This is a genomic window from Amycolatopsis sp. NPDC049253 (assembly GCF_040678995.1).
Taxonomy (GTDB): Bacteria; Actinomycetota; Actinomycetes; order Mycobacteriales; family Pseudonocardiaceae; genus Amycolatopsis.
The window spans coordinates 47,027-60,556 of sequence record NZ_JBFAQX010000034.1 but is presented as its reverse complement, the minus strand read 5'-3'; the positions used below and the strand labels follow the sequence as shown (position 1 = coordinate 60,556).

General features: G+C 73.2%; 17 protein-coding genes. 9 read left to right on the top strand and 8 right to left on the bottom strand.

What is annotated here, in order from left to right:
• The first annotated feature begins 40 nt into the window (after positions 1-40).
• Complete coding sequence (locus AB0K15_RS41470) at positions 41-793, top strand: SDR family oxidoreductase (protein ID WP_364064247.1); 753 nt, start codon at positions 41-43, stop codon at positions 791-793.
• A 3-nt stretch (positions 794-796) separates the two neighbouring features.
• Here AB0K15_RS41470 and AB0K15_RS41465 read toward each other — a convergent pair whose 3' ends face one another.
• The 7 genes from AB0K15_RS41465 to AB0K15_RS41435 form a co-directional block, all read right to left on the bottom strand.
• Entirely contained in the window at positions 797-1,360 is a 564-nt protein-coding gene (locus AB0K15_RS41465; protein ID WP_364064244.1) for an NmrA family NAD(P)-binding protein, read from the bottom strand.
• A 60-nt stretch (positions 1,361-1,420) separates the two neighbouring features.
• Positions 1,421-1,630, bottom strand: coding sequence for a hypothetical protein (locus tag AB0K15_RS41460; protein WP_364064241.1), 210 nt, complete (start codon positions 1,628-1,630; stop codon positions 1,421-1,423).
• On the bottom strand, positions 1,627-2,487 hold the full coding sequence (locus AB0K15_RS41455; RefSeq protein ID WP_364064238.1) for an SAM-dependent methyltransferase: 861 nt from the start codon (positions 2,485-2,487) through the stop codon (positions 1,627-1,629). The genes AB0K15_RS41460 and AB0K15_RS41455 overlap by 4 nt, the downstream gene beginning before the upstream one ends.
• Positions 2,488-2,633: 146 nt before the next feature.
• A complete protein-coding gene (locus AB0K15_RS41450) occupies positions 2,634-3,467 on the bottom strand; it encodes an EamA family transporter (protein ID WP_364064235.1) in 834 nt (277 codons plus the stop codon).
• Positions 3,468-3,645: 178 nt separating this feature from the next.
• Positions 3,646-4,482: a DNA-formamidopyrimidine glycosylase family protein gene (locus AB0K15_RS41445; protein WP_364064232.1), complete on the bottom strand. Its 837-nt coding sequence runs from the start codon at positions 4,480-4,482 to the stop codon at positions 3,646-3,648.
• 74 nt (positions 4,483-4,556) lie between these two features.
• Positions 4,557-4,685 carry a hypothetical protein gene (locus AB0K15_RS41440; protein ID WP_354870323.1) on the bottom strand — a complete coding sequence of 43 codons (129 nt, stop codon included), beginning with the start codon at positions 4,683-4,685 and terminating at the stop codon, positions 4,557-4,559.
• An 86-nt stretch (positions 4,686-4,771) separates the two neighbouring features.
• Complete coding sequence (locus AB0K15_RS41435; RefSeq protein WP_364064229.1) at positions 4,772-6,217, bottom strand: aldehyde dehydrogenase; 1,446 nt, start codon at positions 6,215-6,217, stop codon at positions 4,772-4,774.
• Between the two features lie 175 nt (positions 6,218-6,392).
• Between AB0K15_RS41435 and AB0K15_RS41430 the strand changes: the two genes are divergently transcribed.
• The 8 genes from AB0K15_RS41430 to AB0K15_RS41395 all read left to right on the top strand — a co-directional run bounded on the left by AB0K15_RS41430 (position 6,393) and on the right by AB0K15_RS41395 (position 12,620).
• The gene (locus AB0K15_RS41430; protein WP_364064224.1) at positions 6,393-7,208 is read left to right on the top strand and encodes a fumarylacetoacetate hydrolase family protein; all 816 of its coding nucleotides are present in this window, start codon (positions 6,393-6,395) and stop codon (positions 7,206-7,208) included.
• Positions 7,205-7,975: a fumarylacetoacetate hydrolase family protein gene (locus AB0K15_RS41425; RefSeq protein WP_364064221.1), complete on the top strand. Its 771-nt coding sequence runs from the start codon at positions 7,205-7,207 to the stop codon at positions 7,973-7,975. Before AB0K15_RS41430 ends, AB0K15_RS41425 begins: the two co-directional genes overlap by 4 nt.
• 14 nt (positions 7,976-7,989) lie before the next feature.
• The gene (locus AB0K15_RS41420; protein WP_364064218.1) at positions 7,990-8,202 is read left to right on the top strand and encodes a tautomerase family protein; all 213 of its coding nucleotides are present in this window, start codon (positions 7,990-7,992) and stop codon (positions 8,200-8,202) included.
• The gene (locus AB0K15_RS41415; RefSeq protein WP_364064215.1) at positions 8,199-8,912 is read left to right on the top strand and encodes an alpha/beta fold hydrolase; all 714 of its coding nucleotides are present in this window, start codon (positions 8,199-8,201) and stop codon (positions 8,910-8,912) included. The genes AB0K15_RS41420 and AB0K15_RS41415 overlap by 4 nt, the downstream gene beginning before the upstream one ends.
• Positions 8,909-9,403, top strand: coding sequence for an aromatic-ring-hydroxylating dioxygenase subunit beta (locus tag AB0K15_RS41410; protein ID WP_364064212.1), 495 nt, complete (start codon positions 8,909-8,911; stop codon positions 9,401-9,403). The genes AB0K15_RS41415 and AB0K15_RS41410 overlap by 4 nt, the downstream gene beginning before the upstream one ends.
• Before the next feature lie 7 nt (positions 9,404-9,410).
• On the top strand, positions 9,411-10,415 hold the full coding sequence (locus tag AB0K15_RS41405; RefSeq protein WP_364064207.1) for an amidohydrolase family protein: 1,005 nt from the start codon (positions 9,411-9,413) through the stop codon (positions 10,413-10,415).
• A complete protein-coding gene (locus tag AB0K15_RS41400; RefSeq protein ID WP_364064201.1) occupies positions 10,412-11,692 on the top strand; it encodes an aromatic ring-hydroxylating dioxygenase subunit alpha in 1,281 nt (426 codons plus the stop codon). The genes AB0K15_RS41405 and AB0K15_RS41400 overlap by 4 nt, the downstream gene beginning before the upstream one ends.
• A 142-nt stretch (positions 11,693-11,834) precedes the next feature.
• Entirely contained in the window at positions 11,835-12,620 is a 786-nt protein-coding gene (locus AB0K15_RS41395; RefSeq protein WP_364064198.1) for an IclR family transcriptional regulator, read from the top strand.
• A gap of 9 nt (positions 12,621-12,629) precedes the next feature.
• Here the strand turns inward: AB0K15_RS41395 and AB0K15_RS41390 are convergent, their stop codons facing one another.
• Positions 12,630-13,421: a fumarylacetoacetate hydrolase family protein gene (locus AB0K15_RS41390; RefSeq protein ID WP_364064191.1), complete on the bottom strand. Its 792-nt coding sequence runs from the start codon at positions 13,419-13,421 to the stop codon at positions 12,630-12,632.
• Positions 13,422-13,530 lie beyond the last annotated feature (109 nt).

Sequence of the window (13,530 nt, the reverse complement as noted above, 5' to 3'; positions counted from 1 at the left end):
CGCCTCCCCGCGCCGCGTCGAGCACCGTGACGCTGGTGCCATGACCACTTACGGAGAACTCGCCACCCGCACCGCCGTCGTCACCGGAGCCGCCAGCGGCATGGGCGCGGCCACCGCGCGCCTGCTGGCCAGGTCCGGCGCCCGCGTCGCCTTGCTCGCCCGCCGCCGCGCGGTCCTCGACGAGCTGGTCGCCGACCTCGGCGCCACCACGCTCGCCGTCCCCGCGGATCTCACCGACGCCGCTTCCGTCCAGGCGGCCGTCGACGCCGTCCACGAGCGGTTCGGGCCGGTCGACCTCGTCGTGAACGCGGCCGGCGTGATGCTGCCCAACCCGATGACCGAGGGCCGCGAAGACGAGTGGCAGCGCATGATCGACACCAACCTCGCCGGCCCGCTGCGTGTCATCCACGGCTTCGGTGCCGACCTGCGCGCCGCCGCGGCGGAGGGGCGGCCGGCGGACCTGGTGAACATCTCGTCGGTCGCGGCGCACCTCGCGATGCCGGAGTACGCGGTCTACAACGCCACCAAAGCCGCGGTGACCCACCTGAGCGCCTCGCTGCGACAGGAGTTCGGCGCGGTGCGCGTGACCAACCTCGAACCCGGCCTCACGCGCACCGAGCTCGGCGCGCACATCGACAACGCCGCGCATTCGGCGCAGCTGGACCGGACGTTCGACGCGTTCCCCAGCCTGGAGCCCGAAGACGTCGCCGACCTGATCGCCTACCTCGTGACGCGGCCCGCGCACGTGAACCTGCGCCAGGGCATCGTCGTCCCAACCCGGCAGCCGTCCTGACGCTCAGCCGAACACCGCGCGGTGGCGGCGGACGAACTCGGCGGGCTCCGTCGCCGGCCGGCCCGTGAGGTCGGTGACGGTCGTGGTCACCGTGTCGGCACCGCCGTCGCGGTGGGCGCGGGCGACGTCGACGAGGGCGTCGGCGTGGCACTCCGGCACGCCCCGGCCGAGCATCGCCGCGCGCGCCTCGTCATCGGGCAGCCCGCGGTAGCGCACGGGCCGCCCGAGGACGGTGGAGAAGACCTCCGCCGCCTCGGCGCAGGTGAGGGCGGCCGGTCCCGTGAGGGTGTAGGTGCGGCCGTCGTGCCCGGCAGTGGTGAGCACGCGGGCCGCCACGCGTGCGATGTCGGCCGCGTCGAGGAAGCTGATCGGCGCGGTGATCGCCGGGAAGCCGAACTCGCCCGCCGCGCGGATCGGCCGCTGGGCCGGGAAGTTCTGCTGGTAGAAGTTCGGCCGCAGGATCGTCCACGCGAGCCCGGACGCGCGCAACGCGTCCTCGACGGGCCGGTGGAGGCGGGCGACGGGCGAGAGCTCCTCGTCCACCCGCCACACGGACAGCTTGACCACGCGCGCCGGCGGTTCGCGCGGCGTCGAGCATCGCGAGCTCGTGGCCGGTCTGGGCCGGGCTCATCGCGCCGAGCAGGAAACGGTGTCGATGCCGGCCGGCGCGGGCGGCAGCGTCTCGGGCCTCGCGAGATCGAGAGTCACCGCCGGTTGCCCGGACTCGAGCGCGCGAGTGGTCCGGGCCGGATCGCGGTAGGCGGCCACGGCGTCGGCGCCGAGCAGGGTGATCAGCGCCGAGCCGACGTTGCCGCTCGCGCCGATCACGAGGATCACGGCTTGCGCGCGATGCCGCCGACGATGAGCCGCTGGGCCACGTTCATCCCGGACAGCAGAGGACCGGCCGGCCACCAGGACGCCAGCGGCACGATCTCCGGCTCGGCGCCCGGGCCCGGCGGCACGAGCTCGAGACCGTGGAACAGCTCCCGGATCTCCGCGCGGGTGCGCATGGTGGCGCCGCCGAGCGCGCCGCTGCGGACGGTCTCGATGAGCTGCTCCATGGCCTGCGCGTCGTCGGAGCCGTCGTGCGGGTCGAGGATGTGCGAGATCACCACGAACGAACCCGGCGGCAGGCGGTCGATGAACTCCTGCGTGACCTCGGCCGGGCGGTTGCGGTGGCCCTTCCAGTGGTGCAGCGTCGCGACGAACAGCAGCGCGATCGGCCTGGTCCAGTCCAGGTGCCCGCGCACCACCTCGTCGTCGAGGATGCTGGCCGGCCGGTAGATGTCGCCCTCGACGTAGCGGGTCCGCTCGTTCTCTTCGAGCAGCGCGCGGCCGTGCGCGGTGACGACCGGGTCGAAGTCCGTGTACACGACCTTGGCTTCGGGGTTGACGCGCTGCACGACCTGGTGCACGTTCTCGGCCGTCGGCAGGCCCGAGCCGCAGTCGAGGTACTGGTCGATCCCCGCGTTGCGCGCGAGGAAGGTGCACGCGCGGATGAGGAACGCCCGGTTCTCGACGGCGAGGTCGCGCACCTCCGGCATCTTCTCCGCGAGCTCGCGGGCGACCTTGCGGTCCACCTCGTAGTGCGTCTTGCCGCCCAGCAGGTAGTCGTAGACGCGCGCGACGCTCGCCCGGTTCGGGTCGACGCCGGGCGGGCTGTCGAGTGCCGATCGGTCCGCGTGCTGCGACATCCGGGTTCCTCCTCGGCTTGTGTGACGGGTGCGGCACCGAGGGTAGGGGTTGGCAGGTCGCCGCGTAAAACCGGGCGGAGCGGTTCACGCGGCGCGTGAGCGACGGGTCCGTCAGGCAGCCGAAGCGGGCCTGACGCCGGGCGGGGTCACGGCTGGCCGAGCGTGATGGCCGCGACTCCGGCCGCGGCGATGACCAGGCCGGTGATCTGGGGGCGGCTCCATCGTTCGTGCAGCAGGCCGCGTGCGAGGACGATCGTGATGGCGGGGTAGAGCGACGTGATGACCGCGACCACGGCCAGCTGGCCCGCTCCGGTGGCGGCGACGAACAGGAGGTTGGCCGCGCCACCGAGGATCCCGGCGGCTGTGGCCGGCCACCAGGCGCGCGACCACGACGTCGGCCGCAGCCAGATCGCGGCGATCACCAGCAGGAGCACGCCCACGGCCTGCCCGGCGACGAGCGGCCAGCTGCCCGCCGCCGTGCCCGCGCGGTCGAGGCCGATGAACAGGACCCCGAACCCCGCCCCGGCGATCACGCCCTCGACCAGGCCGGACCGCCGGCGTTCGGCGTCGTCGCCCTGGCGCTGTGAGACGAGCGCGATGGCCGGCAGCACCAGCCCGATCCCCACCCACGACAGCCACGCCAGCCGGTCGCCGGTCGCGAACCCGACGAGCGCGGGCAGCGCCGCCGCGAGCACCGCGGAGACGGGCGCGACCACGCTCATCCGCGCCGTGGAGAGGCCGCGGTAGAGCGCGAACGTGCCGACGGCCGTGCCGAGCCCGCTCACCGCGCCCCACGCGAGCTCCTCGGCGTGCGGGGCGCGCGGGCCCATCACCAGCACGGCGCCCAGGGCCGCGAGCAGGCTCCACGGCTGCGCCAGGACCGTTACGGCGTTCGGGTCGCTGCGCCGCCCGCCCACGCCGGCGACGAAGTCGGAAGCGCCGTAGCTGAGCGCGGACAACAACCCCAGAAGGACACCCACGGGTCCATTCTGCCGATTCCCCGCGGGACGGGGATCGCGGTGTCGGTGGGCGAGCGGGCGGCCCCGGCGGAACGGCTTTTCGGCCGGGCTGTCCTCGCGCACCAGCGGCCCGGCGCCGATCTCGCCACTCGCGTGCGGCCGCGCCCGCAGGGCGTCTCGCCGGTGTTCCGGCCCGGCGTCAGCCTGGGAGCTGCTGCTCCGCGCTGCACCACCAGCTCGTGCGCCCGCCGACTTTGCCGCGGGCCATGGGCGCGTGGTCGCGCGGGCACAATGCGCCGGGTTTGCGGTAGGGGATCACCGTCAGGGTGTGCACACCGCCGTGGTCGAGAGCGGCGATGACGGAGCTGCGGGTGGCGCGCAGGAGCCGGTCGACGGCCGGGCGGTCGAGCTCGTCGACGCGGTGGGCCGGGTGCACGCGGGCGCGCCAGAGGATCTCGTCGGCGAGGAGGTTGCCGATGCCGGCCAGCACGTGCTGGTCGAGCAGGCGCGCCTTGACCGGGGCGGTGCCCTTGGTGACGGCGGTGCGGAACTCGGCGGGCGTGACCGAGGCGGCGTCGGGGCCGAGCAGCTCGATGTGCGGGTCGAGGGTGATGCGGCCGAGGCGGCGCGGGTCGACGAGCATCATCAGCCCGCCGTCGTCGAAGGTGAGGGCGAAGCGCGACCAGCGGTAGTCACCCTGAACGCGCCGGCCTTCCCAGTAGTCGCCGCCGTCGATCTCGGTGCCGTCGGCGTCGGCGATCACGATCTTGCCGGACATCCCGAGGTGCACGCCGAGCGCGGGACCGTCGTCGGCCGTGTCGCACCACAGCGACTTGCCCCGCCGGTGCGCGGCCACGAGCCGGCGCCCGACGAGCGCCTCGCGGATCTCCCCGGGCGCGTGGGGCCGGCACACGTAGGAATCGCTGTCGTCGACGTCGACGATCAACCGGCCGAGCGCGGCCCGGTCGATCACCGATCGGGCCGACTCGACCTCGGGCAGTTCGGGCACGGGCGACTCCGCGGCTCGGGTGGACACGACGGCGACCATTGTCACCGACGCGACGCGATCCGGGCCGGTGACCCGCGAGCCCGTGGGTCACCGGCCGTGCGTCACTGGCAGGCTTCGCAGTCCGGGTCGTCGATGCGGCACGAGGCGCCGTCGGTGAGCTCGAAGTCGAAGTCGTCGAGCACGGGCACGGGCAGGGCCTCGGCCGTCTCGGACGCGGTGGAAGCAGTCATGTCTCTCCCTCGGGTCGGAATCAGGTGTCTTCCTTCTGTAGCGCCGAAGATCGTCCGGCATTCCGTGACCCGGACCACAATGCGCGTCAGAACCGGTAGATCGACTTCGCCTGCTGGTAGCTCGCGAGCCCGTCCGGCCCGAGCTCCCGCCCGATGCCGCTGTGCTTCACGCCGCCGAAGGGGGCGGCGAGGTCCGGGAGGTACCCGTTGATGCCGATGGTTCCGGTGCGCACGCGGGCGGCGAGTGCGAGACCGCGGTCGCCGTCGGCGGTCCAGACGCTGCCGGCGAGGCCGTAGTCGGAGTCGTTGGCCAGCGCCACGGCTTCGTCGTCCGTGTCGTACGGCGTCACCGTGAGGACGGGGCCGAAGATGTCCTCGCGGGCGACGGCCCAGCTGTTGTCCACATCGGCGAGGACGGTCGGCTGCAGGAACCAGCCGTCGTCCAGCCCGCGCGGCCGCGCGCCACCCGCGACGAGGCGCGCGCCGTCTTCGAGGCCGCGGGCGATGGCGGCCTCGACCGTCTGCCGGTGGCGCCGCGACACCAGCGGGCCGATCTGCGTGGCGGGGTCGAGCGCGTCGCCGACGGTGAGCGAGCCGGCGAACGCGGCCAGGGTGTCCACGACTTCGGTGTAGCGGCTGCGCGGTGCGAGGACCCGGGTGGAGAGGAAACACGTCTGCCCGTTGTTGATGAGCATCGCGCCGAACATCGCCTCGCCCACCCGCGCCAGGTCGAGGTCGGCGTCGTCGAGCACGACGGCCGCCGATCGCCCGCCCAGTTCGAGGATCACCGGGCGGATCAGCGTGCCGCAGATCTCGGAGATGCGCCGCCCGATCGCGGTGGACCCGGTGAACGCCACCAGATCCACGCCGGGGTGGCCCACGAGGTAGGAACTGGCGTCGGCTTCGGCGGGCACGACGTTGAGCACGCCCGGCGGCAGCCCGGCCTCGATCGCGGCTTCCGCGACGGCGCGGGTGTCGAGCACGGTCTGGGGCGACGGTTTGAGGACCACCGTGCACCCGGCGGCGAGCGCGGGCGCGTACTTCTGCGCGGCCAGCGCCTGCGGGAAGTTCCACGGCGCGACCGCGGCGACCACACCGGCGGGTTCGCGCCGGACGTGCGTGGTGCCGCCGAACGTCCCGGGGTGCGTGGTCTGCTCCGGCTGCGTGCGCACGAGTCCCGCGAAGTAGCGCAGCATCGCGGACGGGAACGACGCTTCGATCCGCCCGGAAACCGCGATCGGCATGCCGTTCTGCTCGCTCACCGTCCGAGCGGTCTCGTGACCGCGCGTGTCGAGGGCCGCGGCGAACCGTTCGAGCGCGTCGGCGCGCTCGGCGGCCGGCCACGTGGCCCAGCCGGCGGGATCGTCGAACGCGCCGCGGGCGGCGGCCACCGCGCGGTCCACGTCGGCGCGGTTCGCGGACACCGCGGTGCCCAGCGGTTTTCCGGTGCCGGCCGAGTAGACGGAGATCGTCTCCGTGCCGGCCGGAACAGCCCATGCGCCGCCGATGAAAAGGGATTCACTGGTCGTCATTGCCCACTCTCCCGGGAGAAACGGTTCTCGTCCGCCGAGCCAACCGGGGTGATCGACACTGCTCCAGGCATCGGTCCACTGGGCGGGCCCGGACCCCGGACCGGCTGTTCGAGCACCGGTCCACTGGCCGAACCGTCCGGGTGTTTTCGTCCGTGGCGGCCCGCACGCTGCCTGCATGGCACTCAGTGAAGAGGACGTCCGGCACCTCGCCGGCGAGCTGTGGGAGGCGGAGCGGCAGTCGGCGCCCGTCGCGCCCATCACCGGCCGGTTCCCCGGCGTGGACGTCGACGACGCGTACGGCATCCAGCTGGAGGGCGTGCGGCTGCGCTGCGCGGCCGGCGATTCCGTGCGCGGGCACAAGGTCGGGCTCACGGCCCGGGTGATGCAGGCGCAGTTCGGTGTGGACCGGCCCGATTTCGGCCACCTGCTCGCGTCGATGTTCCACCCGGAAGGGGAACCGCTGCCCGTCGGCTCGCTCATCGCACCGCGAGTGGAGCCCGAGCTGGCGTTCGTGCTCGACGCCCCGTTGCGGGGCCCCGGCGTGACCGTGGCCGACGTGCTCGCCGCGACCGCGTTCGTGATGCCGGCACTGGAGATCATCGACTCGCGCATCCGGGACTGGCGGATCGGGATCGTCGACACCGTGGCGGACAACGCGTCGTCGGCGCGGGTGGTGCTGGGCGGCAAGCGCACCCCGATCGCGGGGCTCGACCCGCGGCTGATCGGCGTGGTGCTGCGGCGCAACGGCGAGATCGTCGAGACGGGCGCGAGCGGCGCGGTGCTGGGGAACCCGGCGCAGGCGGTGGCGTGGCTGGCCAACACGGTGGCCGGCGACGGCGTGGTGCTCAAGGCGGGTGACGTGATCATGCCCGGTACCTGCACCCGGGCGGTCGAGCTCAAGCCCGGCGACACCGTGCGCGCGGACTTCGAGCACCTGGGCCACGTCGGCGTTTCCTTCAGCGCCGCCCGCGCCGGGGAGGTGGCCGCGTGACCGGCGTGCGCACCTGGGCGGGCCGGCTCGACGACGCCGCCACCACGCGGGCGACGGTCGCGCCGCTGACCACCGACGGCCTGGCCGACCTCCGCACCGCCTACGAGGTGCAGGACGCGCTCGTGCGCCTGCGGCTCGACCGCGGCGAACGCCTGGTCGGCGGCAAGCTCGGCCTGACCAGCCGCGCCAAGCAGCTCGCGATGGGCGTGGACAAACCGCTCTACGGCCTGGTCACCAGCGGCATGAGCCGCGCCTCGGGCTCGCGCCTGCCGCTGAAGACCCTGATCCACCCGCGCGTCGAGCCGGAGATCGCGTTCGTGCTCGGCGAGCCGCTGGAAGGCCCCGACGTCACGGTCTCCGACGTCCTCGGCGCGACGCGGTACCTCTGCGCCGCGCTCGACGTGATCGACAGCCGGTACGAGGGATTCTCCTTCCGCCACCTCGACGCGATCGCCGACAACGCGTCGTCGGCGGCCTTCGCCCTGGGCGACGACCTGGTGGCGCCCCACGGAGATCTCGCGTTGACGGGCTGCGTGCTCGAGGTCGACGGACAGGTCGTCGAGTCGGCGGCCGGCGCCGCGGTGATGGGCCACCCGGCCGCCGCGGTCGCGTTCATGGCCAACCAGCTCGCCCTGGCCGGGAAACGCCTCGAGGCCGGCTGGGTCGTGCTCTCGGGCGGCCTCACCGCGCCGGTGCCGTTGACGGCCGGTTCGACCGTGACCGCGACGCTCAGCGGGCTCGGCAGCGTCACCCTCGGCGCGGAGTAAGGGAAAGGGACACCATGCCGTTCATCCAGATCAACCTCGGGGCCGGGCGCACGCCCGAGCAGAAGGACCAGCTGATCCGCGCCGTGTCCGCGGCCGCGGCGGAGGCGATCTCCGTGCCGGAGACGTCGGTGCGCGTGTGGGTCGTGGAGGTTCCGGCGACGGAGGTGCTCGTCGGCGGGGTCACGCTCGCCGAGCGGCAGGCCGCGCAACCGGCGGGCCCGGCATGACGCACTTCGTATTGGTGCACGGCGGCTGGCACGGCGCGTGGTGCTGGGACGCCGAGGTCTCCGCGCTGGAGGAGCTCGGCCACTCGGCGACGGCCGTGGAACTGCCGTCGGACGACGTGCGGGCGGGCGCCCGCCAGTACGCCGCCACGATCGCCGCCGCCGTGCGCGGTCCCGGCGATGTCGTGGTGGGTCACTCGCTGGCCGGCCTGGCGGTTCCGCTGGTCCCGCAGCGGACGGCGGTGGCGGCTCTGGTCTTCCTGGCTTCGCTGCTGCCCGAGCCGGGCCGCTCGTGGCGAGACCAGCTGACGCTCGGGCGCCCGATGGCGGACTGGTTCTACGACCACGGATTGCCGAAGCAGGAACGCGACGGGCAAGGCCGGACGCGGTGGCCGGCGTCGGTCGCGGCGGACCTGTTCTTCCACGACTGTCCACCCGCGACAGCCGCCGCGGCCGCGGCCAGGCTCCGGCCCCAGTCACCGGCCCCGATCACGGAAGTCACGCCGCTGCAGGCGTTTCCCGAACTGCCGATGCACTACGTCGGCTGTCGCGCCGACCGGGCCGTGTCCGCGGAATGGGCCGAACGCACCGCGAAGGACCGGCTCGGCGCCGACGTCACCTGGCTCGGCACCTCCCACAGCCCGTTCCTGTCCGCACCCGGCGAGCTGGCCGGTCTGCTCGTCACCCTCGCCTCGAGATCGGAGGTCCGATGACCGCCGCCGTCACCACACCCGACCTGCAGCACCGCGTCGAACAGTTCCTCTACCGGGAAGCCGCTCTGCTCGACGGGTGGCGGCTCGACGAGTGGTTCGCACTGATGCACCCGCGGATCGAGTACCGCGTTCCGTCGCCGGGCTCGGACCACCTCGACCCGCGTCATACGCTGCAGGTGATCCACGACGACCACACCCGCCTCGGCGGACGCGTCACCCGGTTGAAGAGCAAGCACGCGCACGCCGAAAGCCCGCACTCGCGCACGCGCCGCCTGGTCACCAACGTCCGGGCCGAGCCTCTCGGCGACACGGTCGTGGCGCACGCGAACTTCCACGTGATGCGCACGCGGCTCGGCCGGCTCGACCACTTCCTCGGCACCTACCGCCACGTGCTGGTCGAAGACGGCGCCGGGTTCCTCGTCCGCGAGCGGGTCGCGACCCTCGACCACGGCATCGTCGAGGCCGGCGGCACCGTGTCGATCATCCTGTGACGGGAGCGTGACCGTGCTCGACCTGCACACCCACGTGGTGCCCCGGGAGACCCCCTTCCTCACCTCGGCCGACCCGCGCTGGGCCCGGCTCGACACCGGGACCGGGGTTGTCTCCGTCTCCGGCAAGCCGTTCCGGACGGTCCACCGCGTCGCGTGGGACCTCGACGCCCGCCGCGCGGCCGCGGAAGCCGCCGGCGGCGCCGGCCAGCTGCTGTCGGCCATGCCCGAACTGCTCGCACCGTGGGCGCCGCCGGGCGAAGGACTCGCCCACGCGCGGGCGTTCAATGCCTGGCTCGCGGACGAAGTGGGGCAGCACAACGGATTCTTCACCGGACTGGGTGTCGTTCCGTTGCGGGATCCCGAAGGTGCCACGGACCTGCTCACCGAGATCGCCGACGCCGGCCTGCTCGGCGTCGAGGTGCCCTCGAACCCGCCGACGGCGCCCCTGCACGCGCCGGCGTGGGCCGGGTTCCTCGACGAGGCCGAACGGCTGGGGCTGCTCGTGTTCGTGCACGCGGCCGGGGGCGCGGCGGTCGCGGACTACCCGCACCCCATGGCCGCGAACGGGGTGCTGTTCCCCGCGGGCATCGGCACCGCGCTCGGCGGCCTGATCGTCACGGGCGCACTGGCCGCCCGGCCCGGGCTGCGGCTGCTGGCCAGCCACGGCGGCGGCGCCCTGATCACCGAGCTGCCGCGGATCGACTATCTGCGGCGGATCACGCCGGCGCTGCGGGAGCTGATGCCCGAGTCCGCCGTGGACTCCGCGCGCCGCCTGTGGTTCGACCCGCTGCTGTTCGACGCCGGCCTCGTGCGCCACCTCGCCGAGACCGTCGGCGCGGACCGCATCGTGCTGGGCACGGACCACCCGTTCATGCCCTCCGACCCGCTCGCGTTCCTCGACGACCCGGTGCTGCCCGCGGGGTTCGCGAAGGCCGTGCGCGAGACGAACCCCGCGGCCCTGCTCACCGCGCTCACCCGACCGAACTCCCGGCAAAGGAGCTGGAGACGATGACCTCCGAACCGATCGCACCCCCGTCCACCCCGCTGGTCGACGACCGCCCCGCCGACGGGCTCTTCCGTGTCGACCGGGCCGCGCTCGTCGACGAGGGCGTGCTCGCGCGGGAACGCCGCGCCATCTTCGACAAGTGCTGGCTCTACGTCGGCCACGTCTCGGAGATCCCGGAACCCGGCGACTTCCGAGCCCGCACGGTGGCGGGGCGCCCGCTCGTGCTGTGGCGCGGCAGCGACGGCGAGGTACGGGTGTTCCTCAACGCGTGCCGGCACCGCGGCGCCCAGCTGTGCCGCGTGCCCGAAGGCAACGCGCGCGGGATGTCGTGCTTCTACCACGCGTGGACCTACGCCAACGACGGCCGGCTGACCGCGCTGCCCGACGTCGACGGCTACGGCCCCGACTTCGACCGCTCGCGCTTCAGCCTGAACACCCCGCCGCGCGTCGAGGAGTACCGCGGCTTCGTCTTCTGCTGCTTCGATCCCGACGCCGTCACGTTGCCGGAGTACCTGGGCGAAGCCCGCGACTACCTGGACCTGGTGGCCGACCAGGCGCCGGACATGGAGGTGGTCGACGGGGTGCACGAGTACTCGATGGAGGCGAACTGGAAGCTGTTCGTGGAGAACAGCCTCGACGGCTACCATCTGATCCCGTTGCACCGCACGTACTTCGACTACCTGAAGTCCACCGAGGACTCCTACCTCGACCCGCGCAAGGCGACCGAGGCGAAGGACCTCGGCAACGGGCACGCGGTGATCACCGTGGAGGGTCCGTGGGCCCGGCCGGTCGCACGGTGGACGCCGGCGATGGGGGAGGAGAACCGCGAGTACGTCGAGGGGCAGCGCACCCGGCTCGAGGAACAGTTCGGTGCCGACCGCGCGCGCCGGATCGCGACGACCGACCGGAACCTGCTGATCTTCCCCAACCTCGTGATCAACGACATCATGGGGATCGTCGTCCGCACGATCACGCCCACCGCGGCCGGGCGCACGCTGGTGGCGCAGTGGACGATGGCGGCGAAGGGCGAGCCGGAGTCGGTGCGGGCGCGGCGGCTGGACTCGTACGTGACGTTCCAGGGGCCGGGTGGGCTGGCCACGCCGGACGACATGGAGGCGTGCGAATCCTGCCAGGAGGGGTTCGCCGTCGCGGCTGAATCGCCCTGGTCGGACATCTCGCGGGGGATTCACAAGGAAGCCACGGGCGGGCCGTTCGTCGCGTCGGACGAGGTGCAGCAGCGGGCGTTCTGGCGCCGGTGGCGGGATCTGCTCGGCGGTGCCTGATTCGGCCCTGTTGTCTCGGGCCTGTTGTTTCGGCACTGTGTTTCGCCACCGCGTAGTCGGCACCGCGTAGTCGAAGCCGTACTGGCGGTCGGCCCCTTCGAACAAACCCGGCTTGACGGCCGAGAACGGATATCGTGGCCGGATGCGCATCAGTGCCGAGGAGACGGAGCAACACCGGTCGGTGGGGGACCGGATGCTGCTCATCCTCGACACCGTCGCGACCTCACCCGGCGAGGTCGGGCTCAGTGAGCTCGCGCGGCGGACCGGGTTGAAGAAGGCGACCGTGCACCGGCTCGCCCTGGACCTCGTGGCCCACCGGATGCTCGAACGCGGCGCCTACGGCTACCGGCTCGGGCTGCACCTGTTCGAGCTGGGCCAGCACGTGCCGGCGTCGCGGCGGCTGCGGGCGACCGCGTTGCCGTTCATGGCCGACCTGCTGAAGGCGACCGGCGAGGTCGTGCAGCTGGGCGTGCTCGACGACACGGACATCGTCTACGTCGAGAAGCTCACCGGCCAGCACAGCGCCTCGGTGCCCTCGGCGGTCGGTGCGCGGCTGCCCGCGTACTGCACCGGGCTGGGCAAGGCGATCCTCGCGTTCAGCGACGAGTCCGCGGTCGACCGCGTGACGTCCGCGCCCATGCCGGCGCGGACCGGCACGACGATCACCGATCCGCGGCACTTCCTGCGGGAGCTGGCGAAGATCCACGACTCTGGCATCGCCTACGACCGCGAAGAGGGCACGCGTGGCATCGCGTGTGTCGCGGCGCCGATCGTGGTGGAGAGCTACGTCGGGCGCGACGGCCACCGGGCCGTCGCCGGGCTTTCGGTGACGGGACCCGCGCATCGCCTGCAGCCGGCGCGGCTGGGGGCGGCGGTGCGGACCGCCGCCCTGAGCATCAGCCGGCTCCTGGGCTATCCGCTGCACTGACCCCGGCGTTCACGCGTCGGCTTCGCCGGCCGGCCTGCGGACGCTCACCGTCGCCGTGCCGCCGAAACTGGCCATGATCGTGCTCCCCTGCCGCAGCGGCACGGCGGAGGTGAGGCCGCCGGTGATGATCAGCTCGTCCTTGCGCAGGCCGCTGCCGCGCGCGGCGAGCTGCGCGGCCAGCCACGCGACCCCGTGCAGCGGATGCCCGGCGGCCGCCGCGGAGGTCGCGGTCGCGACGAGGACATCGTCTTCGTGTAGTTCGACGGTGATCCGGTGGGCTCGCAATGGATCGGCGTCGAGCACCGGTCCCAGCACGACGCCCGCCGCCGAGGACCCGTCGGCGGTGTTCTGCTCGGCGGTGAACCGGTAGTCGCGCCAGATCGAGTCGACGACCTCGAGGCACACGCGCACCTCGGCGATCGCGTCGGCGACCTCGTGCAGCGCGAGCCCCGGCCCGGCCAGGTCGCGGCCCAGGACGACGCCGATCTCCGGCTCGACGCGCGGGTGCAGGAATCCGGTGGCCTGCGCGCCGTCGCGAAGCACCATGTCGTCGAGCAGCGGCCCGTAGTTGGGCGCGGTCACGCCCATCTGCCGGCGCATCGCCGCGGACGTGTAGCCGAGCTTGTAGCCGATGGTGCAGCGTCCTTCGGCGAGACGCAGGCGCGTGAGGTCGTCCTGGATCGCGTACGCGCTGTCCAGCGACAGCGTAGTCGCTTCCGTTGCCGCGTCGAGGAGTGTGCGCTCGGTGCGGGCTCGGTGCAGCACGTGCGCGAGGACGGGGGTTTCGATCGTGTCGGTCACCTCCTCATCGTCATGGCTGACCGTGGCCCGTGAGTCCCACCGGTCCACTCGCCGGTCCGAGGCGTGGTCGGGGATCGCGCCGGTTCCGAGACTGGACGTCACCACCACT

Coding starts and splice junctions, on each gene's coding strand:
- AB0K15_RS41430 (WP_364064224.1), top strand. CDS start 6,393: ATGGCACTCAGTGAAGAGGACGTCCGGCACCTCGCCGGCGAGCTGTGG.
- AB0K15_RS41395 (WP_364064198.1), top strand. CDS start 11,835: ATGCGCATCAGTGCCGAGGAGACGGAGCAACACCGGTCGGTGGGGGAC.
- AB0K15_RS41400 (WP_364064201.1), top strand. CDS start 10,412: ATGACCTCCGAACCGATCGCACCCCCGTCCACCCCGCTGGTCGACGAC.
- AB0K15_RS41415 (WP_364064215.1), top strand. CDS start 8,199: ATGACGCACTTCGTATTGGTGCACGGCGGCTGGCACGGCGCGTGGTGC.
- AB0K15_RS41440 (WP_354870323.1), bottom strand. CDS start 4,685: ATGACTGCTTCCACCGCGTCCGAGACGGCCGAGGCCCTGCCCGTGCCC.
- AB0K15_RS41455 (WP_364064238.1), bottom strand. CDS start 2,487: ATGTCGCAGCACGCGGACCGATCGGCACTCGACAGCCCGCCCGGCGTC.
- AB0K15_RS41420 (WP_364064218.1), top strand. CDS start 7,990: ATGCCGTTCATCCAGATCAACCTCGGGGCCGGGCGCACGCCCGAGCAG.
- AB0K15_RS41435 (WP_364064229.1), bottom strand. CDS start 6,217: ATGACGACCAGTGAATCCCTTTTCATCGGCGGCGCATGGGCTGTTCCG.
- AB0K15_RS41470 (WP_364064247.1), top strand. CDS start 41: ATGACCACTTACGGAGAACTCGCCACCCGCACCGCCGTCGTCACCGGA.
- AB0K15_RS41410 (WP_364064212.1), top strand. CDS start 8,909: ATGACCGCCGCCGTCACCACACCCGACCTGCAGCACCGCGTCGAACAG.